This is a genomic window from Rhodococcus sp. ACPA4, assembly GCF_002300185.1.
In the GTDB taxonomy this organism is placed as follows: Bacteria; Actinomycetota; Actinomycetes; order Mycobacteriales; family Mycobacteriaceae; genus Rhodococcus_F; species Rhodococcus_F globerula.
Window position 1 is genome coordinate 167,736 of the sequence record NZ_NSDY01000002.1, and the last position, 22,512, is coordinate 190,247.

At 61.1% G+C, this 22,512-nt stretch carries 22 protein-coding genes; 15 read left to right on the plus strand and 7 right to left on the minus strand.

Annotated elements, in window-relative coordinates; all coding sequences use genetic code 11:
• Window positions 1-36 precede the first annotated feature (36 nt).
• From CJ178_RS24015 to CJ178_RS24075, 13 genes are all read left to right on the plus strand, one after another.
• Window positions 37-2,184: an acyl-CoA dehydrogenase gene (locus CJ178_RS24015; protein ID WP_095888658.1), complete on the plus strand. Its 2,148-nt coding sequence runs from the start codon at window positions 37-39 to the stop codon at window positions 2,182-2,184.
• Between the two features lie 73 nt (window positions 2,185-2,257).
• The gene (locus tag CJ178_RS24020; RefSeq protein WP_045068413.1) at window positions 2,258-3,310 is read left to right on the plus strand and encodes an acyl-CoA dehydrogenase family protein; all 1,053 of its coding nucleotides are present in this window, start codon (window positions 2,258-2,260) and stop codon (window positions 3,308-3,310) included.
• Entirely contained in the window at window positions 3,295-4,446 is a 1,152-nt protein-coding gene (locus CJ178_RS24025; RefSeq protein WP_045068414.1) for an acyl-CoA dehydrogenase family protein, read from the plus strand. The genes CJ178_RS24020 and CJ178_RS24025 overlap by 16 nt, the downstream gene beginning before the upstream one ends.
• 9 nt (window positions 4,447-4,455) lie before the next feature.
• Complete coding sequence (locus CJ178_RS24030) at window positions 4,456-5,436, plus strand: bifunctional MaoC family dehydratase N-terminal/OB-fold nucleic acid binding domain-containing protein (RefSeq protein WP_095888178.1); 981 nt, start codon at window positions 4,456-4,458, stop codon at window positions 5,434-5,436.
• Entirely contained in the window at window positions 5,433-5,864 is a 432-nt protein-coding gene (locus CJ178_RS24035) for a MaoC family dehydratase (RefSeq protein ID WP_045068418.1), read from the plus strand. Before CJ178_RS24030 ends, CJ178_RS24035 begins: the two co-directional genes overlap by 4 nt.
• Entirely contained in the window at window positions 5,861-7,030 is a 1,170-nt protein-coding gene (locus tag CJ178_RS24040; protein ID WP_095888179.1) for a lipid-transfer protein, read from the plus strand. The genes CJ178_RS24035 and CJ178_RS24040 overlap by 4 nt, the downstream gene beginning before the upstream one ends.
• A gap of 73 nt (window positions 7,031-7,103) precedes the next feature.
• Entirely contained in the window at window positions 7,104-8,105 is a 1,002-nt protein-coding gene (locus CJ178_RS24045; RefSeq protein WP_095888659.1) for an AraC family transcriptional regulator, read from the plus strand.
• Window positions 8,106-8,259: 154 nt separating this feature from the next.
• On the plus strand, window positions 8,260-8,670 hold the full coding sequence (locus tag CJ178_RS24050) for a VOC family protein (RefSeq protein WP_033232525.1): 411 nt from the start codon (window positions 8,260-8,262) through the stop codon (window positions 8,668-8,670).
• 122 nt (window positions 8,671-8,792) lie between these two features.
• A complete protein-coding gene (locus CJ178_RS24055) occupies window positions 8,793-9,986 on the plus strand; it encodes a serine hydrolase domain-containing protein (RefSeq protein ID WP_095888660.1) in 1,194 nt (397 codons plus the stop codon).
• Between the two features lie 97 nt (window positions 9,987-10,083).
• A complete protein-coding gene (locus CJ178_RS24060; protein ID WP_033232524.1) occupies window positions 10,084-10,932 on the plus strand; it encodes a mycofactocin-coupled SDR family oxidoreductase in 849 nt (282 codons plus the stop codon).
• Window positions 10,933-10,937: 5 nt separating this feature from the next.
• The gene (locus CJ178_RS24065) at window positions 10,938-12,386 is read left to right on the plus strand and encodes an MFS transporter (RefSeq protein WP_257013407.1); all 1,449 of its coding nucleotides are present in this window, start codon (window positions 10,938-10,940) and stop codon (window positions 12,384-12,386) included.
• Window positions 12,387-12,460: 74 nt separating this feature from the next.
• A complete protein-coding gene (locus CJ178_RS24070) occupies window positions 12,461-13,417 on the plus strand; it encodes a daunorubicin resistance protein DrrA family ABC transporter ATP-binding protein (protein WP_033232523.1) in 957 nt (318 codons plus the stop codon).
• Window positions 13,414-14,214: an ABC transporter permease gene (locus CJ178_RS24075; RefSeq protein WP_033232521.1), complete on the plus strand. Its 801-nt coding sequence runs from the start codon at window positions 13,414-13,416 to the stop codon at window positions 14,212-14,214. The genes CJ178_RS24070 and CJ178_RS24075 overlap by 4 nt, the downstream gene beginning before the upstream one ends.
• On the opposite strand, the gene CJ178_RS24080 is transcribed toward CJ178_RS24075, so the two are convergent.
• From CJ178_RS24080 to CJ178_RS24100, 5 genes are all read right to left on the minus strand, one after another.
• Complete coding sequence (locus CJ178_RS24080; RefSeq protein ID WP_095888181.1) at window positions 14,204-15,010, minus strand: putative protein N(5)-glutamine methyltransferase; 807 nt, start codon at window positions 15,008-15,010, stop codon at window positions 14,204-14,206. The two genes, CJ178_RS24075 and CJ178_RS24080, sit on opposite strands and share 11 nt — an antisense overlap.
• A gap of 208 nt (window positions 15,011-15,218) precedes the next feature.
• The gene (iri, locus tag CJ178_RS24085) at window positions 15,219-16,664 is read right to left on the minus strand and encodes a rifampin monooxygenase Iri (protein WP_095888661.1); all 1,446 of its coding nucleotides are present in this window, start codon (window positions 16,662-16,664) and stop codon (window positions 15,219-15,221) included.
• 137 nt (window positions 16,665-16,801) lie between these two features.
• Window positions 16,802-17,614, minus strand: a complete 813-nt coding sequence (locus CJ178_RS24090; protein ID WP_095888182.1) for an SDR family NAD(P)-dependent oxidoreductase — start codon at window positions 17,612-17,614, stop codon at window positions 16,802-16,804.
• 74 nt (window positions 17,615-17,688) lie between these two features.
• On the minus strand, window positions 17,689-18,183 hold the full coding sequence (locus tag CJ178_RS24095) for a nuclear transport factor 2 family protein (RefSeq protein ID WP_095888183.1): 495 nt from the start codon (window positions 18,181-18,183) through the stop codon (window positions 17,689-17,691).
• A 2-nt stretch (window positions 18,184-18,185) separates the two neighbouring features.
• Complete coding sequence (locus CJ178_RS24100) at window positions 18,186-19,250, minus strand: zinc-binding dehydrogenase (protein ID WP_095888662.1); 1,065 nt, start codon at window positions 19,248-19,250, stop codon at window positions 18,186-18,188.
• A gap of 153 nt (window positions 19,251-19,403) precedes the next feature.
• Here CJ178_RS24100 and CJ178_RS24105 point away from each other — a divergent pair, with 153 nt between their 5' ends.
• Entirely contained in the window at window positions 19,404-19,988 is a 585-nt protein-coding gene (locus CJ178_RS24105) for a TetR/AcrR family transcriptional regulator (RefSeq protein WP_095888184.1), read from the plus strand.
• A gap of 11 nt (window positions 19,989-19,999) precedes the next feature.
• On the opposite strand, the gene CJ178_RS24110 is transcribed toward CJ178_RS24105, so the two are convergent.
• Window positions 20,000-20,569 (minus strand): TetR/AcrR family transcriptional regulator, encoded by a 570-nt coding sequence (locus tag CJ178_RS24110; RefSeq protein ID WP_095888185.1) that lies wholly within the window; start codon window positions 20,567-20,569, stop codon window positions 20,000-20,002.
• An 87-nt stretch (window positions 20,570-20,656) separates the two neighbouring features.
• Between CJ178_RS24110 and zapE the strand changes: the two genes are divergently transcribed.
• Window positions 20,657-21,604: a cell division protein ZapE gene (gene zapE, locus CJ178_RS24115; protein ID WP_095888186.1), complete on the plus strand. Its 948-nt coding sequence runs from the start codon at window positions 20,657-20,659 to the stop codon at window positions 21,602-21,604.
• On the opposite strand, the gene CJ178_RS24120 is transcribed toward zapE, so the two are convergent.
• Complete coding sequence (locus CJ178_RS24120; protein ID WP_257013412.1) at window positions 21,582-22,406, minus strand: PE-PPE domain-containing protein; 825 nt, start codon at window positions 22,404-22,406, stop codon at window positions 21,582-21,584. The genes zapE and CJ178_RS24120 overlap by 23 nt on opposite strands.
• Window positions 22,407-22,512 lie beyond the last annotated feature (106 nt).

Consider the following 22,512-nt stretch of genomic DNA (forward strand, 5'->3'; position numbering starts at 1 on the left):
ACAATTGTGTCACTAATGGAGAGGTGGGAACCAGTTGTGACTATCGCCACGACCGATGAACAACGGGCAGTCCAGGAGTCGATCGAGGCGTGGGCGCGATCAGCAGCGCCGATGGACATGGTACGCCGTGGACCAGCGAATTCGTGGCGCCAGGGTTGGCCGGATTTTGCCTCGTTGGGGCTCTTTTCCGTTGCTGTGCCCGAGTCGGTTGGCGGTTCCGGAGCTGAGATCGTAGATCTGGCGGCGATGCTCGAGCAGGCTGCGATTGAACTCGTTCCGGGTCCTGTTCTCACTACGGCACTGGCCGCGTTGGTGGTCGGCCGCAGTGCAACTCCCGCGGCAAAGCGCTGGTCGGAGGCGCTTGCAGACGGTGCGATTCCCTGCGCCGTCGTATTGGACGAAAGACCAGTTGCCGCAACGGCTACCGAATCCGGAGGGCTCGAACTTCACGGTGACGGAGGTTTCGCGTGGGGCGCAGATGCCGGCGTGTCAGTACTGGTTTCCGCCGACAACGGTAATGGCGTCGTGTGGGTGCTCGTCGACGGTGAATCGAGTGGAGTCACGTATGACGCGCTCGACACGATCGACAAGTCCCGTCCGTTGGCGAAGGTCTCCTTCGATCGTGTGGTCGTGGATGCGGATCGGATCATCGTCGACATAGCGACGGGATCGGTGGCTGATCTTGCTGCAACGCTCGCGTCGGCGGAGGCTGCCGGAATTGCCGCGTGGAGCCTGCGGACTGCGGTGGAGTACGCAAAGATTCGTGAGCAGTTCGGCAAACCGATCGGTTCCTTTCAGGCGATCAAGCATCTGTGTGCCGAGATGCTGTGCCGGGTTGAAAACGTCGGTGCAGTCGCCTGGGACGCTGCCGTGGCGGCAGAGTCGGGTGACGAACTTCCGATCGCCGCAGCAGTAGCCGCCGCGGTGTCCCTGGATGCGGCAGTCGACACGGCCAAGGATTGCATCCAAGTGCTCGGCGGCATCGGGTTCACCTGGGAGCACGAGGCGCATTTCTACCTTCGTCGCGCCGTGTCGCTGCGCCAGATGATGGGCGGCTCGTCTCGTTGGCGCGCCAGGGTGGCGGAGTTGACGCTCGCGGGATCGCGTCGTCACCTGCAGATCGATCTCAGTGCGTTGGAGTCCGATCGCGCCGAAATTCGCAGTGAAGTAGCACAACTGGTCGCTCTGCCGGAGTCCGAGCAGCGCACTGCCTTGGCTGAATCGGGTTACCTCGCGCCGCATTGGCCGGTGCCGTACGGCAAAGGGGCGAAGGCAGCTCAGCAGATTTTGATCGAGGAAGAGTTGGCCGCGGCAGGCGTCGGCCGACCTGACCTGGTCATCGGATGGTGGGCCGTGCCAACCATTCTCGAGCACGGCAGTGTCGAACAGATCGAACGGTTTGCCGTCCCCACTTTGAAGGGGGACATCACGTGGTGTCAGTTGTTCAGCGAGCCGGGAGCTGGATCCGACCTCGCCGCGCTGCGCACCACTGCCGAGAAGGTAGACGGTGGATGGAAGCTCAACGGGCAGAAGGTGTGGACTTCGCTTGCGCGTGAGGCTGATTGGGCGATCTGTCTGGCGCGTACCGATCGTGGTGTGCCCAAGCACAAGGGCATCACGTACTTTCTGCTCGATATGAGAACGCCGGGGATCAGGATTTCGCCGCTGCGGGAGATCACAGGCGATTCGCTGTTCAACGAGGTGTTCCTCGACGACGTGTTCGTCCCGGACGACTGTGTCGTCGGAGAGCTCGGTGGTGGTTGGAAACTGGCCAGAACCACACTCGCCAACGAGCGGGTCGCGATGAGCGGTGGCTCGTCACTTGGTGGTGCGATGGAGGAATTGCTTGTTCTGGCAGGAAGTCCGGATCCCGTGGTCGCGGACAAGTTGGGCGGTTTGATCGGCACCGCGATGGTGGGATCGCTCTTGGAGTTGCGAACCACATTGCGGCAGTTGGATGGCCAGGATCCAGGACCGGCGTCGAGCGTCCGCAAACTGGTCGGTGTTCGGCAGCGTCAGACCGTCGCGGAATTCGCGATGGAGTTGGGCGGTCCGGCTGGTTGGGTCGAGGGGCCGTTGTCCCGGGAGTTCCTCAATACGCGTTGTCTGTCCATCGCCGGTGGTACGACGCAGATCCTGCTGACCGTCGCGGCCGAGCGAATTCTGGGGCTACCGCGGGAGTAGTAGGTCTACAAATTTGGTCCCGTTGGTGATACAACTAGAACACGTTCTATATCGACGACGGGAATTTGCCAGCGTGGACTTCACCAGAGATGAAACCCAGGATGCGGTAGCCGAGGTGGCTACCGCACTCCTGGCCCGCGAACTACAGCCGGATGCCTTGTGGGCGGCCTTCGCCGAGGCGGATCTGCTCACGTTGGCGCTACCGGAGCGACTCGGAGGGGAGGGTCTGTCCGTCACCGACGTGGGCGCCTTGCTCACCGAAGTCGGCCGAGCGGCAGCGCCGATTCCAGCGCTGGCCACACTCGGATTCGGGGTGCTGCCCATAGTCGCGCTGGGCAGCGACGCCCAGCAGGACGAACTTCTGGCCGGTGTTGCCGCGGGACGGGTGTTCACGGCTGCCTTGGCTGAGCCGGGCCGCCAGTTTCCCGAGCAGCCAGCCGTTACGGCAAGGAAGACCGGTGAGAAGACCGGTGATCGGTACCGCGTCAACGGGACTGTGCTCGCGGTCCCCTTCGCTGCGAGTGCGCACCGCGTATTGGTTCCGACAGACGTCGGTGTTGTGTTGATCGACCCGAACTCGGCAGGTGTGACGCTTACACCGACGCCGAGTTCGTCCGGCAGTCCCGAGTTTGCGATCGTTCTCGACGACGCCACAGGTGAGCTGCTGGGCGCCGGTACGGAAGCCCTGCAGACGCTCTATCGCATCGCGTTGGCGAGCATCGGGGCTGTGGTCGACGGATTGGTTTCCGGAGCCGTGGATCTCACTGCTGCCCACATCGGATCCCGCGAGCAATTCGGTAAGCCGCTCGCGACCTTCCAGGCCGTCGCACAACAGATCGCCGACGCCTACGTCACGTCCCGGACACTGCACGTTGTGTCGCTGTCGGCATCGTGGCGCGTGTCGGAAGGGCTTGACGCGCAGTCCGATCTGGATGTGATGGCGTACTGGATAGCTCAGGAAGTTCCTGCGACCATGCAGGTTCTCCATCATCTGCACGGCGGTTTGGGAGTGGATGTCACCTATCCGCTTCATCGCTATTACGGGGCAGCAAAAGACTTGGCGCGCCTGCTCGGTGGCGCTTCGCATCGACTCGACCTCGTGGGGGCCCGGTGTTCATCGATCTGACCGACAGTCAGCGCGCGTTGCAGGCTGAACTTCGTCGTTACTTCTCGACTCTGATCTCGCCCGACGAGGCGAAGATCATGCGTACCGAACGGCACGGACCCACCTACCGCGACGTGATCCGCCGAATGGGCAAGGACGGGTGGCTCGGTGTCGGCTGGCCGGTCGAATACGGCGGGCGAGGCTTCGGCGAGGTGGAGCAGCAGATCTTTGTCAACGAGGCTGTGCGAGCAGATGTTCCACTGCCGTCGGTTACGTTGCAGACGGTCGGACCGACGTTGCAGAAGTACGGTAGCGAGGAGCAGAAGCAGAAGTTTCTTCCCGCCATCCTGGCCGGCGAAGTGCATTTTGCCATCGGATACACCGAACCTGAGGCCGGAACCGACCTTGCGGCTTTGCGTACCGGTGCCGTCCGCGCGGGTGACGAGTACATAGTCAACGGTCAGAAAATCTTCACCACCGGTGGACATGATGCGGACTATGTGTGGCTGGCTGTGCGAACGGGAGCAGCAGACTCGCGGCACCGGGGTATCTCGATCCTGATCATGGACACGAAGGATCCTGGGTACACCTGGACGCCCATCATCACCTGCGACGGCGCCCATCACGTCAATGCCACCTACTACGAGGACGTTCGCGTTCCGGTGAACATGCTTGTGGGCGAGGAGAATCAGGGCTGGCGCCTCATTACCACCCAGCTCAATCACGAGAGAGTCATGCTCGGACCAGCAGGCCGCGTCGGTGGCATCTACGATCATGTCTTCGACTGGGCTCGCCGCGAGAATCTTCTCGATCACACCGACGTGCGACGCACGCTGGGGGAGATCCACGCAACCTATCGACTGAACGAACTCCTCAATTGGCAGGTGGCATCGAGTGATTCGGACTCGGTTGATGTTGCCGACGCCTCCGCGACCAAAGTATTCGCCACCGAGCGTATTCAGCGAGTCGGCCGACTGGCCGAGGAAATTGTCGGTCGATACGGCAACCCTCTCGATCCGGAGACGGCTGATCTCATGGAGTGGTTGGACATGCAGATCAAGCGCAATCTGGTGATTACCTTCGGCGGCGGGGTCAACGAGGTGATGCGTGAACTGATCGCGACCGCCGGCTTGAAGCTGCCAAGAGTTCCGAGATAGGAATTGACTGTGTCAGATCCCATTCTTACTGCTGCAGAGCAGGTTCGCGCCGCCGGACCGAGCGCGCCACGCACCGGCCGAGATCCCGTAAACGTGCCGATGGTCCGCAACTGGGTCGAGGCGATCGGCGACAAGAACCCGATCTATGTCGATGAATCCGCAGCACTCGCCGCCGGGCATGGCGGGCTGGTCGCTCCGCCGGCCATGGCGCAGGTGTGGACGATGCGAGGACTGGGCGCTGTACGCGAATCCGATGATCCACTCGGCCGTATGACGGAGATCCTCGACGAAGCCGGCTACACGTCGGTCGTTGCAACCAACTGCGATCAGACCTACCACCGCTACTTGCGACCGGGTGAGGACGTGACGATCTCGTCTGTCTTGGAAGACGTTGTGGGGCCCAAGAAGACGGGCCTCGGTGAGGGCTGGTTCTTCACAACTCGAAGCCTGTGGCACGTCGGTGACGAATTGGTGTCCGAGATGATGTTCCGGATCCTGAAGTTTGCTCCGGCGGCCGGTGAGACGGTTCCATCGGATGTGCCCGAAGATCTGGATTCTTCTCGAATGCTGCGCCCCACGCCGTCTCTGGACACACAGTTCTTCTGGGACGGAGTTGCCGCGCACGAGCTTCGGATTCAACTGCGCCCTGACGGTAGCGTTCAGCATCCACCGGTGCCCGCGATCTGGAAGGACAAGTCGGCGCAGACCGACTACCTCGTGGCTTCCGGGCGGGGAACCGTATTCAGCTTTGTCGTCCATCATGCGCCCGCAGTGCCCGGTCGCTCACTGCCGTTTGTGGTTGCACTCGTCGAACTACCGGAAGGCGTGCGTATGCTCGGCGAACTTCGAGGTGTCGCACCTGTCGATGTCTCGATCGGGATGTCCGTCGAAGCAACGTATCTCGATTTTCCGGGAGATGAAGAGACTGGCGGAACTCCGTGGACTCTGTATGCGTGGGTACCGGTTTCGCGGCAGGAGGAAGCTCGATGACTTCGGTTTCGGACATCACTGTGGGAGAGCAGCTTCCGGCGTTGGAGATCTACGGCGACCCGACGTTTGTCGTGTCCGCCGCTTTGGCAACGCGCGATTTCCAAGACGTGCATCACGATCGCGACCTGGCGCAACAGCGCGGCTCGAAGGACATCTTTGTCAATATCCTCACCGACACCGGGTTGGTGCAGCGATTTGTCACTGATTGGGCGGGGCCCCGTGCCGTCATCACCTCGATCAAGCTCCGCCTCGGGGTGCCGTGGTACGCGTACGACACTTTGTCGCTCAGCGGAACCGTCACCAGCTTCGACGAGGCGCTGGTGACGGTTGCCGTGGTGGGCAAGAACAGTCTGGGTGATCACATCACCGCCCAGGTCATGCTGACATTTACCCCGCTGACTTCCACGACGGCCGGAGATATCGAATGAGTGCATTGTCGGGGAAAGCCGCAATCGTCGGTATCGGCGCGACGGATTTTTCGAAGGACTCCGGCCGAAGTGAACTTCACCTGGCGGCGGAGGCCGTCCAAGCAGCTTTGGACGACGCGGGCCTGACCCCTGCCGACGTCGACGGGCTCACCTCGTTCACGATGGATACCAATACCGAAGTAGCCGTGGCACGTTCGGTCGGAATCCCGAACCTGAAGTTCTTCAGTCGCATCCACTACGGCGGCGGGGCTGCTGCGGCTACGATCCAGCAGGCTGCAATGGCTGTCGCGACCGGAGTCGCTGACGTCGTTGTTGCCTACCGTGCTTTCAACGAACGCTCCGGTGCCCGGTTCGGCCAGGTGAACTCCGGTCTTGTGGCACAGGTCAATTCATCGGGAACGGACAACGCCTTCTCGTACCCGCACGGATTGGGAACTCCCGCTTCGTTTGTCGCGATGGTGGCGCAGCGGTACATGCACGTCTACGGTGCGTCGAGTGAGGACTTCGGCCGCGTTGCCGTTGCTGATCGCAGGCATGCTGCCACAAACCCGAAAGCCTTCTTCTACGGAAAGCCGATCACACTCGAGGACCACCAGAATTCCCGGTTCATTGCCGAACCGCTACATCTACTGGACTGCTGTCAGGAATCCGACGGCGGTGTTGCCATCGTGGTCACCTCAGCCGAACGGGCCAAAGATCTCAAGAACACCCCGGCCGTCATCGCGGCCGCAGCTCAGGGCAGCGGGGCCGATCAGTACATCATGACCAGCTATTACCGTGACGGTCTGACCGGACTGCCGGAAATGGGGCTTGTGGGTGATCAACTCTGGGCGCAGAGCGGTTTGCGGCCGGCGGATATGCAGACCGCGGTTCTGTACGACCACTTCACGCCCTATGTGCTGATGCAACTCGAAGAACTCGGCTTCTGCGGCAGGGGAGAAGCCAAGGACTTCATCGCCGGTGGCGCGATCGAACTCGGTGGAAAGCTTCCGATCAACACTCATGGCGGTCAACTGGGCGAGGCATACATTCACGGGATGAACGGCATAGCCGAGGGTGTCCGTCAGATCCGCGGGACTTCCGTGAACCAGGTCGACGCTGCCCAGAACGTATTGGTCACTGCCGGTACCGGCGTGCCGACGTCGGGACTGGTTCTCACTCGGTAGGCATAGTCTCTCTGCTGTGTCGTTGTCCATCGGGACAGGTGACCCGATCCGGTTGTGGTGCGATACTCGGAACATGTTCGAGAATGCCTTGCTGATCGACGCGGCGGGTCGGCAGACCCAGCGGCACCACCAGGCCTTTTCTCAGGACTGGGACCGCATCAAGGAGTGGTCCGACAACGTCTACATGCCGTATACGGTCACGCCCATCGGTAGTCGATTGCGTCCGGCGTCAGACATGTATTCGGCTACCGTCGGTCGGATCGACGTCACCCGGTTCTGCTACGGCATTCCGGTCACGGTGGGTGAGTGTTCGCCCGAAGCTGGGAACATTCTGGTTCTGACGACGATTCGCGGGAACGGGCGGCATGCCCTTGGTGGGGGTTCGTCCGTGAATACCGCTGTCGGAGAAACGTTTGTGGCGGACTGCAGTCGGACGGACTACTTCGTGGAGTTCGACGAGGATCATCTGCAGTTGAATCTGACTGTGCCGCATCAGCTTGTCGCCGATCACGCCCAACAGTGGTACGGCCGGGCGCCGGATGATCGTCTGTGGCAACACAAGTGCTCGATCGGTGGGCGCGGATCGAGCTGGCTGGCACTGATGGATTACGTGGTGCGGGCGGTCGCCGAGTCGCCCGAAGCCTTGTCGCGTGAGCGGTTGGGGGCGCGGGTACAGGAGCTGATCACTGCGCAACTGCTCGAGGAGTGGGCGGCGCAGGCCGGTATCGCACTCGGCGTGGGTATCGATTCTGCGGAGCCCGTGTATGTACGAGCGGCGGAGGAGTACATCGACACTTTCGCTCGTTCGGTTCCGACTGCCTCGGAGATCGCGGCTGCGGTCGGAGTCAGCGTTCGGGCACTCACCGCGGGCTTTCGCCGATACCGTGACACAACACCCGGCCAGTTGTTGCGGGAGCGTCGGCTTACCGGAGTGCGAAGTGAACTCCTGTTTTCGGACGGAAGAACAATTTCCGATATCGCCAACGACTGGGGGTACGTCAACCTGGGCATTTTTGCCGCCGGATATCGGAAACGATTTGGGGAATTGCCGTCGCAGACCAGGTCGCGAGTCTGAACGTGTGGTCTTGGGGAAGTCGTGACACCCCGTTTGCATCTTCGAGGATCCAGGTCGATCCGTTGTTTCTTGTCGGAACCTTCTGCAAGGATTGACGGTGAGAGTGACAGCAGGGCCCGGAACATCAATCAGACCTCGCATTAGGAGCTCAGTCATGGCATCTCGACTCAATCCGTACATCAGTTTCAACGGCGACGCCCGTGAAGCGATGGAGTTCTACAAGAGCGTTTTCGGTGGCACGCTCGCGCTGAACACCTTCGGTGAATTCGGCCAAGAGGGCGCCGGCTCGGACAAGATCATGCACGCAATGCTCGAAACCGACGAGGGTTACACCGTGATGGGCTCGGATACTCCTCCCGGCATGCCGTACAACCCGGGTGACAACATCACGGTCAGCCTCAGCGGCGACAACGGTGATGTACTGCGCGGCTACTGGGAGAAGCTGTCTTCCAGCGGAAACGTGTCGATGCCGCTCGAAAAGCAGATGTGGGGCGACGAGTTCGGAGCCTGCGTCGACAAGTTCGGAATTAACTGGGTCGTCAATATCGGCACTCCGCAGAGCTGAGTGATCCGGTCCGGTTCTGCCGAAATCAGACGGAACTTCTGCCGTTTCGAGGCAGAGCCGGGCATGTGATCGTCGTTACATTCTCTCTGACAGAAGAGTTTTCAGTCGGATGGAGAAGTGTGATGACGATCGAAGATGTTGCAGGAAAGGCTTTTTCGAAGGAGCGTTTCGACGGTCTGTTGGCAGATGCCGTGCGCGGACCCGCTGGCGTCCCCGGTGTAGTTGCCATGATCACCGATCGTGACGGCAACGTCTACGAGGGTTCCGCAGGCGAGCGCGCTGCAGGCTTCGGAGACCCGATGTCCACGGATTCGGTCTTCGCCCTGTTCTCGACAACCAAGGCCATCACCGGAACTGCGGTACTGCAGTGCGTCGAGGAAGGTTTGCTCGATCTCGACGCGCCGGCGGCCATGTACGTTCCGGATATCGGTGAGCTGAAGGTTCTCGACGGATTCGGCGATCAGGGTGAGCCGATTTTGCGGGAACCGAAGCGAGAGATCACAACTCGCATGTTGATGCTTCACACAGCGGGATTCGGCTACGACTTCTTCAACGAGTCGTACAACCGCCTCTCGCAGGAACATGGTCAGCCCAGCGTGATCACCTGCACCAAAGCTGCGCTCACCACTCCGCTGCTTTTTGATCCGGGCGAGAAGTGGGAGTACGGAACCAACATGGACTGGGCCGGTCAGGTCGTGGAATCCATTCGTGGACAACGGCTCGGCGACGTGATGCGAGAGCGGATCTTCGAACCGTTGGAGATGACGGACACCGCATTTTCGATGACTCCGTCGATGAAGGACCGCCTTGCAACCATTCATCAGCGAGAATCCGACGGAACGCTCACTCCGCTCGTAGGATTCGAACTGCCCGCAGAGCCCGAGGTACACATGGGTGGACACGGGTTGCACGGCACCGTCGGTGACTACATGAAGTTCATCCGGATGTGGCTGAACGACGGTGCCGGCAATCAGGGGCGGGTGTTGTCGCAGGAAACGGTGGCAGCAGCAACCAAGAACGGCCTCGAAGGCCAACATGTCGGTCTTCTGCCTGGCGTCATCCCGACATTGTCCAACGACGCCGAGTTCTTCCCCGGAGTGCCCAAAGGATGGGCGTACTCGTTCATGACAAACGAGGAAGTGGCTCCCACCGGGCGACCAGCGGGTTCACTTGCCTGGGCGGGACTGGCCAACCTCTACTACTGGATTGATCGGCAGAGCGGCGTTGGTGGATTCTGGGCCACGCAGATCCTGCCGTTTGCAGATGCGGGTTCGGTTGGCGGGTACTTGGATTTCGAGTCGGCCGTGTATCGCTGACGGCAAAGCTCCCGCTGTTCGGGATCGGAGACGGGAACGCTTGGAGTTCGGAGTACTCATGCAGTAAGCGAATGTGTACAACGAACTAGGAGATGGCATGAACAGCCTCGAGGGTAGTTTCGAAGGCAAGGTTGCACTGATCACCGGTGCCGCTCGCGGGCAGGGACGAGCTCACGCAGTTGCGTTTGCCGAGCGCGGCGCCGACATCGTGATCTGCGATCGCTGCGAGAACAGTGACGCCGTCGCCTACCCTCTTGCGACCGAAGCTGATCTCGCCGAAACAGTGCGTCTCGTCGAGGCCACGGGGCGTCGTTGCATCGCGGTCAAGGCAGATACCGCCGACCGTGAGGCAATGGACGCCCTGGTGGCCCGCGCGGAAGCCGAGTTCGGCAAGGTCGATATCGCTGTCGCCAATGCCGGTGTATCCGTTCCAGCCCCCATTACGTCGATGACGTCGGCGCAGTGGAACGAAGTCATTTCCTCGAACCTCACGGGTGTTTTCAACACCGTCGCCGCCGTGTCCGGCGGAATGGCAAAGCGTGGTTACGGCCGTATCATCACGATCTCCTCGATGATGGGTCGATCCGGTGGCACTCAGATGGCCGCATACGGCGCCTCCAAGTGGGGTGTCATCGGACTGACCAAGAGCGTGTCCCTCGAGCTCGCGAATTCCGGCGTCACAGTCAATGCGATTGCGCCGGGCAATATTTCGACGCCGATGATCCACAACGACATGATGTACCACATGATGCGTCCGGATCTCGAAGAACCGACCATGGCTGACGTCGAACCGGTATTCGCGACATTGCACGCGCAGCCCGTGGGGTGGCTTGATCCGTTCGAGATTACGCGCGTCATTCTGTTCCTCGCGGCTGATGCCAGTGCCCACATGAGTGGCATCGTTGTTCCTGTCGACGCCGGAGTCGCTGCTCGTTCGAACGCTTGACCACAGTGTCGTCCCGCCGACATGTGCGGGCGTCGTGGGTTGTCGGAGTCTTGAGTCTGAGCGGTGTGGTGGTCGCACTGCAACAGACTTTGGTTGTTCCGCTTCTCCCTGAGTTCGCGACGGCATTGGGAGTCTCCAACTCGACTGCGTCGTGGTTGGTGACATCAACTTTGTTGACCGGTGCCGTCGCAACTCCACTTATCGGCCGGCTTGCCGATATGTACGGCAAGCGGGCCATGATGTTGCTGTGTCTCGGTGTCATGGTCGTGGGCTGCTTGATTGCCGCGACCAGTCAGAGCTTCCTCGTTCTTGTACTCGGTCGATCGATGCAAGGATTTGCCTCGGCGTTGTTGCCCGTGGGAATCAGCATCATGCGCGACGCACTGCCGCCCGAAAAGCTCAGTGGTGCAGTTGCTCTCATGAGCGCGACCGTGGGTATCGGCGGAATGGTCGGCATGCCGATGGCAGGGGTGCTCTCGGCGCATTGGGGCCTGTCCTCGCTCTTCTGGGTGACCGGTGCCGTCGGAATTGCTGTCGCAGTTGTACTGCCTTTTGTTGTACCGGAATCGGCGGTGAAAAGCCGCGGACGCTTCGACTTCCTCGGCGCAATAGTCTTCACGGCGGCTATGACCAGCCTGCTTCTTGCCATCTCCAAGGGCACTGAATGGGGTTGGGGAAGCCCGGTCATTCTCGTGCTCATTGCGGCGGGAATTGTGTTGCTGAGTTCGTGGGTTCCGTGGGAACTGCGCGCGTCGGCGCCGCTCGTGGATTTACGAACATCGGTCCGCGCCCCGATCCTGGTATCGAATATCTGCGCGCTGCTGCTCGGATTTGCCATGTTCATCAGTTCCCTGGCTGCCACGCAGGAACTGCAGCTCCCCGCGGAATCCGGATTCGGACTCGGGCTGTCTGCGTCAGCAGCGGGACTGGCAATGTCGCCGGGTGGGCTCTTGATGGTCCTCCTCGCGACCGTTTCACCTAAGGTCACTCGCCGCTGGGGAGCCAAGACAACACTGGCGACCGGTGCCATCGTCATCGCTTTCGGCTATGCCCTGCGTGTATTCCTCGCTCCGACGCTGTTCACCATCATTCTCGGCACAGCGATTGTGTCTGCAGGCGTCGCATTTGCCTTGGCGGCGATGCCCACATTGATCACCGAGTCGGCTCCGCTCGACCAGACTGCTTCCGCGAACAGCGTCAACAGCTTGCTCCGTTCCGTGGGTACTTCGACCGGAAGTGCAGTCGCTGCTGCGGTATTGGCCAGTTCGACCGTGTTGATCGGCGTCGCGGTTGTGCCGACGCTGCATTCGTTCGAGGTTCTCTACTCGATCGGGGCGGGAGCTGCGTTACTGGCTGCGATAGTGACAGTCGCGGTTCGTGTCGAACGGAAAGGCGATGTTCAGCGGGATCGCTCCGCAGAGAACGTTCAGTCCGGAGAAGCTGTCCGCGAGTAATTCCGTAGAAATCTGTCGGGGCTCTGCGTCACACTGGGGTCTCGGGTTGGATTTGTGCTGACGCGGGAGGACGCATGACCGGAGCGATTGTGGCCGAGGGACTGGTCAAGAAGTACGGCGAGCTGACGGCGTTGGGCGGCGTAGATCTGGAAGTGCGCGAAGGCTCGGTGATGGCACTTCTTGGACCCAACGGCGCGGGAAAGACTACAGCGGTTCGCATATTCACCACGCTGCTCACTCCTGACGCCGGCCGCGCCGAAGTCGCCGGGCTGGACGTCGTCCAGGATGCGCGGGCACTGCGATCCAAGATCGGGGCGTCAGGTCAGTACGCCGCAGTCGACGAATACCTCACCGGGTACGAGAACCTCGAGATGGTCGGACGGCTGTATCACCTGGGAGCAAAGAAGAGTAAGGCGAGGGCGCGCGAGCTACTTGACCAGTTCGACCTGGTCGAAGCCGGTGATCGCCCGGTCAAGGGCTATTCGGGCGGTATGCGCCGACGCCTCGACCTGGCCGGTGCCTTGGTGGCCCGGCCGCAGGTTCTTTTTCTCGACGAACCGACAACAGGACTCGATCCGCGAGCGAGGCTCGGCCTCTGGGATGTCATCGAAGGACTGGTGGCACAAGGCACGACACTGCTGCTCACGACGCAATACATGGAGGAAGCCGAAAGGTTGGCCGACCAGATTGCGGTGATCGACCGCGGTGTGGTGATCGCGCGTGGAACCTCCGATCAACTCAAGGCACGGGTTGGTGGCGAACGTATCGAACTGAGCGTGCACGAGAACGAACATCTCGACATCGTCCGGGAGGAATTGAGGGCACTGGCCGTCGGGGAGATCCAGATTCAGGAGAACGTCCGACGCATCACCGTGCCGGTCGACGACGGAACCGATGCATTGGTCACCGCCCTCAATCTGCTGTCGGCTCGCGGAATCAAAGTATTCGATGTCGGGTTGCGTCGGCCGACACTCGACGACGTTTTCCTCACGCTGACCGGGCACCAGGCTGAATTGGAGGACCAGAAATGACGGTGCAGATGGCACTCGAAGACGGCCTGACCATTGCCAAACGAAACCTGATCAAGATCAAGCGGGTTCCCGATCTTCTGGTGTTCACGACACTCTCGCCGATCATGTTCGTGTTGTTGTTCGCGTACGTGTTCGGTAGTGCGATCTCCGTTCCGGGGACGTCGTACCGCGAGTTTCTGATCGCCGGAATCTTCACGCAGACAGTTATATTCGGTTCCACCTGGACTGGTCTGGGTATGGTCGAGGATCTGCAGAAGGGGATCATCGACCGCTTCCGTTCCCTGCCCATGGCTCCTTCAGCAGTGCTGATCGGCCGCACGTCCAGCGATGTCCTGATCAACGTGATCAGCCTGGTGGTTATGTCGATCACCGGTCTGCTCGTGGGGTGGCGCATTCACTCCAGTTTCTTCGAAGCGCTGGCCGGATACCTACTTCTCTTGTTGTTCGCGTACGCGTTGTCCTGGGTCATGGCAGTGGTCGGCCTGTGGATCAGGACGCCGGAAGTGTTCAACAACGCCAGCTTCGTCGTCATTTTCCCGCTCTCGTTCATCGCGAATACATTTGTCGAAACCACCAACCTGCCAGGGCCTTTGAAGGTGATCGCGGAGTGGAATCCGGTGTCGGCCGTGACTCAGGCGGTGCGCGAGCTTTTTGGCAACACCAACCCCGCCATGACCGTTCCCGATGCATGGCCACTGCAGAATCCGATTCTCGCGTCGCTGTTGTGGACGGCCGGCTTGCTGATTGTCTTCGTGCCGTTTGCAATCCGTCGATATCAGAAAGCCGTCAGTAGGTGACTCGTGCTGCGGGTTTGGTGCCGGTCACCACTGTCGACGAGGTGGCATCGTGTGCGGAAATTTTCACGAGAAGTCCTCCGTGAGTGAATGATTCCACGGTGCGGTCCACCTGTTCGTTGCTTGTTTCGACAAGTAGGTGCCCGCCGGGTTTGAGCCACGTCGCTGCCTCGTCGGCAATCCTTCGTTGGATATCGAGTCCGTCGACACCGCCGTCGAGGGAGACACGGGGTTCGTGGAGTCGCGCTTCGGGTGGCATGAGACGGATCGAATCGGTGGGGACATACGGTGCGTTTGCCGCTATGACGTCGATCCGTCCGCGGAGTTGGGTGGGCAGCGGATCGTAGAGATCGCCAGCGAGAACCTGGCCAGGCTCGGCGATGTTGCGCCGTGCGCAATGAACCGCAGCGGGTTCGATGTCGATGGCGTACAACTCGATCGCCGGGACGTTCGCCTGGAGTACCGCCCCGACTGCACCCGAGCCGCAACAGAGATCAACGGCAACACCGCCAGGGGCAGTCAACGAACATGCCTGCCTGGCCAAGAACTCAGTGCGTCGGCGTGGCACGAATACCCCGGGTTCCAGCACTATTCGCAAGCCGCAGAATCCTGCCCAGCCGACAATGATCTCGAGTGGTTCGCCGGCCACCCGCCGAGCGATCATGACGTCAAGCTCGGCGGGGGATTGTGCGGCATTCAGTAGAATTCGCGCTTCGTCCTCGGCAAATACACATCCTGCGCGGCGCAGGACGTCGGTGGTGGATTTTTGCCGAGGACGAGAGTGCATCGGTGCGGACATAGGAGAGTGCCTTTCGGGAATTACCGTATGGGCGCTCTCGACCGCTACCGGAAGCTGAACGGAGGAGGCGGCGCCACTACTGACCTAGCGGTAATGGGACTCACCTCCTGAGTGTCTGCGTATCGACTGTGTCTGCATGTCGACCTGCGCGTATTGAACGTCGATACTCTATCGAATCATGGTCGTCTGCGCGCGCCATTAAGCGCATTCACTCTGAATTCGGCGGCGATTTCCGGGTTGTCGAGCGGCCGAACCATCTGGTCAGACGGGTATTCAACTCCGCCTGTGTGTCGCCAACCCAGGCCACATGGCCGTCGGGACGAAGCAACACTGCGGGAGCGTCCAATTCGGTACTGGTGTCGACGATGTGGTCGACGCGATCGTTCCATCCATCGACCGACAGTTGACCACCCTGGTCGATCAGCAATCCGCGGCCGGAGTGCATCAGGTCGTAGAGGTTGCCGCGGGTCAACGCGATGTTCTTCAGCCGCCGGCCTAGTAGGTCGTCGCCGAAGTCGTAGCGAATCGAGATCGCCGTGATCTTCTCGGTCAGGTAGCGGTTGACGTCGTCGAAATCCATCAGCTCGGAGATCAAGCGCCGCACAGCTTGTGGGCCCGCTGCGGTGGAGATCAACTCCGCCTGTGCGCGCGTGTTGTCCAGTACGTCGGAGGCCACCGGACGCCGTTCGGATTCGTAGGTGTCGAGCAGGCTTTCCGGTGCCCATCCGTTGATCTCTGCGGCGAGCTTCCAGCCGAGGTTGAACGCGTCCTGGACGCCGAGGTTCAGACCTTGCCCTCCCATCGGCGGGTGGATATGGGCGGCGTCGCCTGCGAGAAATACCCGGCCACGACGGTAGTGATCGGCCAAACGGGTGGCGTCGCCGAAGCGTGAGAGCCAACGCGGCGAGTGCACGCCGAAGTCGGTGCCGGCGATGACACGTAGCTGTTGTTTGATGTCGTCGAGGGTTGTCGGGACGGCACGACCGTCGGCAATATCGGCTGCGGGCACCACGACGCGATGAGCACCATTGCCGGCCGGGCCGATTCCGAATCGCTTGTGAGTTTCGCGGATCTTGGCGACCACGGCTGCCAGTTCGTCCGCCGGCATGGTCACGTCCATTTCGCCGATCAACGTGTCGGCCGTCGACGGCTCGCCGGGGAACCCGACGTCGATCAGCTTGCGCACGGTGCTGCGCCCACCGTCACAGCCGACTAGGTAGCGCGCCTGAAGTGTTGTGCCGTCGTCTAATTCGGCAGTTGCGCCGTTGTGGTCTTGCCGGACCGCGACGACGCGCTTCCCGCGCCGAATGTCCGCGCCGACTTCGATGGCGTGTTCGGCGAGAATCCTGTCGATCTCGGGCTGGGGTATGCCCAGTACGTAACCGTGCTCGGTATCCAAGTAGGTAGGTGCGGGTTTGGAAATGCCCGCGAAGAATCCGCCGAGTGGATACTTTCGGCCGTGCGCGAGGAATCTGTCCAGCAGCCCGCGCTGCTCCATGATCTCGATACTGCGCACATGGATGCCGAGGGCGCGGACAAACGGAGTCGGCTGCTCGGCCTTGTCCAGCACCACGACGTCGACACCATGAAGCCGGAGCTCACCCGCCAGCATCAATCCGGTTGGTCCGGCACCGACAACGATGACGTCACTCATGTAGACCCCTCCTGCGGGCAAGGCATGCGCTTGCTCGCAGCGGCGAGTCTGCACCATCACCCGGGCCTTGCCGCAAGCCCCGGGGTACGCGATATGGTGAAAGGGGCGGAGGTTCGAGGGCCCGGAAGTTCGACGATTCAGTGCCGAGCGGTTGCGGTGTCCTTTCCCGCGGTCCCTCGACTCATGGCCAGAACCGCGTCACGGCGGTCGATGCTTCCGAACGGTGACCCGCCGGTCGGGTTCTCACTTCCGAACAGCCAGGTGGGTCCGTCGGCCAGATGGTCGAGAGCTTCCCGGGCAACGTCGGCGGGATCGGCAAGGTCTGCACGCGATGTGGCCCGCGCGCCGAGTGCACGATGGAGAGATGGGGTGTCTGTTGCGCCAAGCACGAGGGACAGAACGTCGACGCCCTTCGGATGCCATTCCGCCCAGAGACTTTCGGCGAGAATGAGATCGAATGCCTTGGTGGCGCCGTACGTGGCGTGTGTTGCGCCCCCGGCCCAGGCTGCTCCGGAGGTCAGTAACACCACGGCGCCCCGTCCTCGGGCGACCATCGGCGCGCCGAAGCGGTAGGCGGCCTCGAGCACGCTGGTGCAGTTCCGATGAACGAGAGACAGATGGTTGTTCAGATCCTTGTCGAGGAATTCGGCGCTGTAATCGTCGCTACCGGCGTTGTACACAAAGAGTCCGACCTCGAGATCGGCTGTTATCCGTTCCAAGTCGGAGATTGCGGCCGGAGCGCTGAGATCTAGTGCAACCGTGCGTACTTCGACATCGTGCTGTGCGCGGATGTCGTCGGCGAAAGATTCCAAGACGGGCGCTCGCCGGGCGACAAGAACGATGTTCACGCCGCGAGTGGCCAGTTCGTGAGCGAATGCGGCACCAACCCCGTCGGATCCGCCGGCAATGATTGCCCACGGTCCGTACTTCTGCGCGAGATGTGTTGGCATTGTGTGATTCCTTTCAATGTTGACTCTGTTCGACGTGTGTGGTCAAAGCGCGAATTGTCGTGCTGGTGCATCGCTCACGTCGAGGGCGCCAGCATGTTGCGGTGCTCGGGCGTCCCGTCCAGGTTGGCATTGATTCGCTCGACGGTTCGCCAACCCTCCGCGGTGCGCACCCACCGCCAGGTGTTGGCCGAGACGCGAGCCACCCAGAAGCGGTCCGCGTCACTGTCCCAACGGATGTTGAGTGCGTAGTTGCGTCCCGTTGCGTTGTCACCGTCGATCTCGATGTGCGGTGCGGTCAATACATGACCGCACCCGTTGCGGATCAGACTCTGGTGACCGTCGCCGAGCACCATCTCGGCGATTTCTTCTCGACCCTTCATGTGACGTTGGGGGACGGCGTCGAAGGTGCCGTCTTCGGTCCAGAGTGCAGCAGCGGCCGCACCGGAACCACTGTCGACGGCCGGCCCGTACTGCGCGACGAGTTGCATGATTTCGACTTGGTCTTCAAGAGCACGAACTCGGTTCATCAGAGTTGTCACTGCGGTCCGAAGATCATCGTTCTCAACCATTTTCACACCTTTCCAGGAATGACGACTATGCGTGCCGGTCCGTTTGCGTCGCGCGACGCATCGAGTGCTTCCGCGACTTCGTGGAGTCCGACTGTCCGTCCGAGCATCGGGCTGATGTCGACCTCGCCGGAGCACACTGCATGGAATGCCTCGTCCCAGTGGGCAGGTAATGGGCCGCCGCCGAATTGGATGTTGAGGCCCTTGCGCTTTGCAGTGAGTGTATGGAGGTGATCGCCCTCCGGCGGTCCGCCGGAGGAGAATATCCTGGTTCCACGCTCGCATCCTTTGACGATCGAATCGAGAACACCTGGTATTCCGACACATTCGAAGATGACGCAGCCTGGTAGTGCGGCTATCGCCATCATGTCCTTCGTTGTATCCGGCGATCCGTGTGCCACATCTCGCCAGGCTTGGTACGGGGAGATTTCGGCGGGATCTATGACAGCGTCAGCCCCCATTGCCGTCGCGGTCTCGCGGCGAGAGGCAATGAAATCCACGGCAATGATCGGGCCGATTCCGAGACGTTTGAGGTTCGCAATCGTAGAAAGGCCGATGGCACCGCAACCGATGACCAGGGGAACCTCGCGGGTACCCATCTGCGCGCGTGCTGCTGCAGACCATCCGACCGAGAGTGCGTCGGCAACGCAGATCACCTCGCTCGGAAGGTCCGAGCGCACCACGCGTGTAATCGATTCGTCGAGGAGTAAGAACTCGCCGAAACCGCCGGGCGATTCGGGATTCTGCCCGATGATCTTGCGGCCCATGGGGGTGGCGAGCACCGGGAGGGAACTTACTCGGGTGCCGACGGGGATTCGTCGGTCGGTGCCGGGTCCGTAGTCGACGACTTCGGCGCAGTATTCGTGGCCCATGACGATGTCGACGTTCTGATCGTAGGTGGACATCCCGCTGTCGTCGTCGATGCCGGCGTCCGGGTTGTCCATGTAGTGAAGGTCCGACGCACAGATTCCGCAGGCCAGCGAACGAACAAGTAATTGGCCGGGGCCGGGAACCGGATCGTCGACCACTCCGACTTCTACGGTGCCTTCTCGCAGTACTGCAGCGCGCATTCGATTCTCCTCCGTGAATATGTAGTTCTCATTCTGTGGGTGAACTGTATCCATGGATTGGCACTTACGGAAGACTCTCTCCTGTAAATCTAATAGAGCAATATCTCCTGTAAAGGCGCTGCGCACTTGCTGGTGGTCACTACACTCACTGGCATGTCAGAACCTCATCGCCGGCTGGGGCGACCCCGTGACATCAGCATTGACGAGCGAGCTCTCGAGGCGACGCGGGCACTCTTGATCGAACGAGGCTTCGAGGCGACGACGATTCACGCCGTTGCCAGTCGTTCGGGCGTGCATTCGTCGGCGATCTACCGCCGATGGTCGTCGCGGATCGAGTTGATCGAGGAAGCTGCGTTCCCTCGATTCACCTTTGCCGGCATCGTGCCGAGTGGGGATCTTCGACGCGACCTTCGCAGGTTCATCCGTGCGTACGTCGCGGCCTTCAGTGCGCCGGCGGCGCGAGCGGCCGCTGCGGGGCTTCTTGCTCAGCACCAGAAGCCGGATCGCGATGCGCCATCGGAGGTATACCCGAGGATGTCGGTGCGGCCGCTGTTCGAGGACATTCTGCGCGCAGCAGCTCCCGGAAGTGTTGATCCCGCAGTCGATCCCGACGACGCCTTCGACATGCTTCTCGGTGCAATTCTCACTCGCACAGTGGTATTCACGCCGACGTCGAGGCAACGTCCCATTGAGCGCACGGTCGAGATGATGGTGCGATTGTTACGCCCGGTCGACTGAAGGTCCCGTCGCTAGCGGGCGCCGCGCAGATATGCATCGATCGGGATCCTCAGTTGAAGAACTAATTCCGACGATTCGGCGTGATGGGTCGGGGTTGATCTCGCTCCGATGCATCGATCGAATAGCAGTCCTTCCAGCAAGCTGACAAGATCGGCTGCTGCGCACTCCGGATTCTTCACGCCGTGACGTACGAAGATCTCTTGCGCTCTGGCCGTGGAGAACAGGCTTTGCGCGAGGGCGTCATGCAATTCGCGATTGCTTCGCGTCTCGAGGAGAAGTGCGTACCGGGCGATCAACTCGTCGCGGCGACGGGACAGGAGATCGCCGAGATATCGGGCGATCAGAGTTGCCGGATCGGAATTCGTCTCCAGCAGTTCGTCGAATGTCGATTGTGACCGTTCGACGATGTGTTGCACTGCAGCTGTCAGCAGCGCTTCTCGGGTTCGAAAGTAGTACGAGGTTGAACCCTGCGGGATACCCAGGGCGGCATCGACGGCGCGATGAGTCAATGTCCGCGGACCGTGTTCAGCGATGATCGTGACAGCGCACGCTCCGATGAGGTGTCTGCGATCTCCAGTCATGCCTATCCCGTTCTGCGTAGTGCGGATCACGTTGACTTGGCTCCGAGCCGGTCTCTAGCCTCAACTCTACAGATGTAGAGGAGGGTCATGCGACTGGACGAAGAGCAGTTGTCGGCACGTGCATCACTCGACGCCCTGCGGGCCCGGATTGCGATCGGCGGCATCGGGGGTGGGATCTACCTCTGGGGTGGTGTCGGACGTGGAAAGACCATGCTGATGGACGAGTTCTACAACAGTGTTCCAGTGGCGAAGCGGCGCATTCACTTTCACCAGTTCTTTGCCGATCTGCACACCCACGCGCACAGTCTCGGGTCGATGGGCGAGGCGCTGGATCAGGTGGTCGCCGGGATTCGGCTGCTGTGCTTCGACGAGTTCCACATCGACGACATCGCTGACGCACAGTTCGTGGCGAGAGTTCTGGAGAACATTGTTGCGAAAGATGTGACTGTTGTTGTCACGTCCAATGTTCCGCCGTGCGATCTCCTTCCCAACCCACTTTTTCACGATCAGTTCGTGCCGTCCATCGAGTTGATCGAGAGGGTGTGGGAGGTGATCGAGTTGGGTGGAGCGGTTGACTACCGAATGGTGGGGGAACCGCGTCAGCAGGATCGACGGTTTGCGTCGGGAGTTTTCCACTCGAGTGCAGGCACCGTTGACGGTGAACCGGTCGAATTAACAGTGGGGTCACGCACATTGATGTGCTCTGCGCTTCGCGGCGGAGCTGTCTGGTTCGATTTCGATGTGCTGTGCGGTGGTTCGACGTCGGCGGCCGACTACCTCGATCTTGTCACCCGCTTCGATGAATGGGTGATCCACGGTGTGCCGATCCTCAGCACCGCAACGGAATTCGCAGTGCGGCGTTTCGGGAACGTCGTCGATGTTCTCTATGACGCCGACGTGCGGTTGACATTGTTCGCCGAAGGAGGCCTCGAGGACGTAGCCGGCCACCTTCGTGGCGCCGCGGGGCTTGCCCGGCTGTTCAGTAGGTTGTCGCTGCTTCAGTCGATGGGCGTCATGGTGCGGTCAGAACAGTAGTCAGCGCGCTCGACAGTGCTGCCTTCACGTATGGCGTGAGGTTCTCGACGAGCCGCGACGCGATCGCAGTGGCTACCTCCGCCGGCTGTAGCGGAACAGCCGGTGATTCGGGAAGGCCAGGCTGCGGCGGCGGAGTGCTGTCGGTCATCATCGGTTGATACGTACCGTGTTTCGTGAAGTAGCCGAAAACCGAGTCCACAAACTCTTCCGGTGCATCGCGTGGTTTGGGCATGTTGCAGATGCCGTCTCCTTCGATACATACCTCCTGGACGGGTATGTCGCCGAAGCCGGCGCGCGTCCCGGACATCGTTGCACCCGGAACAACGTTCGGGATCACGGTTTCGATGCCGCCGTGAGAGTTTCGTGGATCTGAATACAGGACGCCGGTCACCTGGGATTGGGGAATTGACCCGTCGCGGGCGATGTCACCGAGAACGTCGCCCGCAATCCGTGCACCTTGGGAGTACCCGGTGATGACAACGTCGCTCCCGGGGCACTGGTTGTGAAAGGTATCAACTTCAGCATGAAGTGCTTGGACGCCCACAGCCACGCTGGCGTCGTAGGTTTGGTCGCCGAGAGGCCAGAAACTGGCGGGGTAGCTCACGGGTTTTGCGACGTATCCCTGGGCGGCATAGCGATCGGTGACGGGTTGTGTGGTCTGGCCGGTCGGGTCCCAGGTTCCACCAACTGCGAATACCGCGCCGGTCGGGCATGAGTTCGGTGATGCCGTCGCAGCATTGGCGGACAGCAGCGCGGTCCCCAGGGCGAATGTGCACACCACTGACAGCGAGTATTTCCTCATCGGGCCGTCCCAATCCATCTTTTGCTCTCGTAGCTCCACTGGGAAGCTCGCGGTCCGACGCGGGTTGTTCGGTACTGAGCGCAATGGTGACGGTGTGATGAGTCCT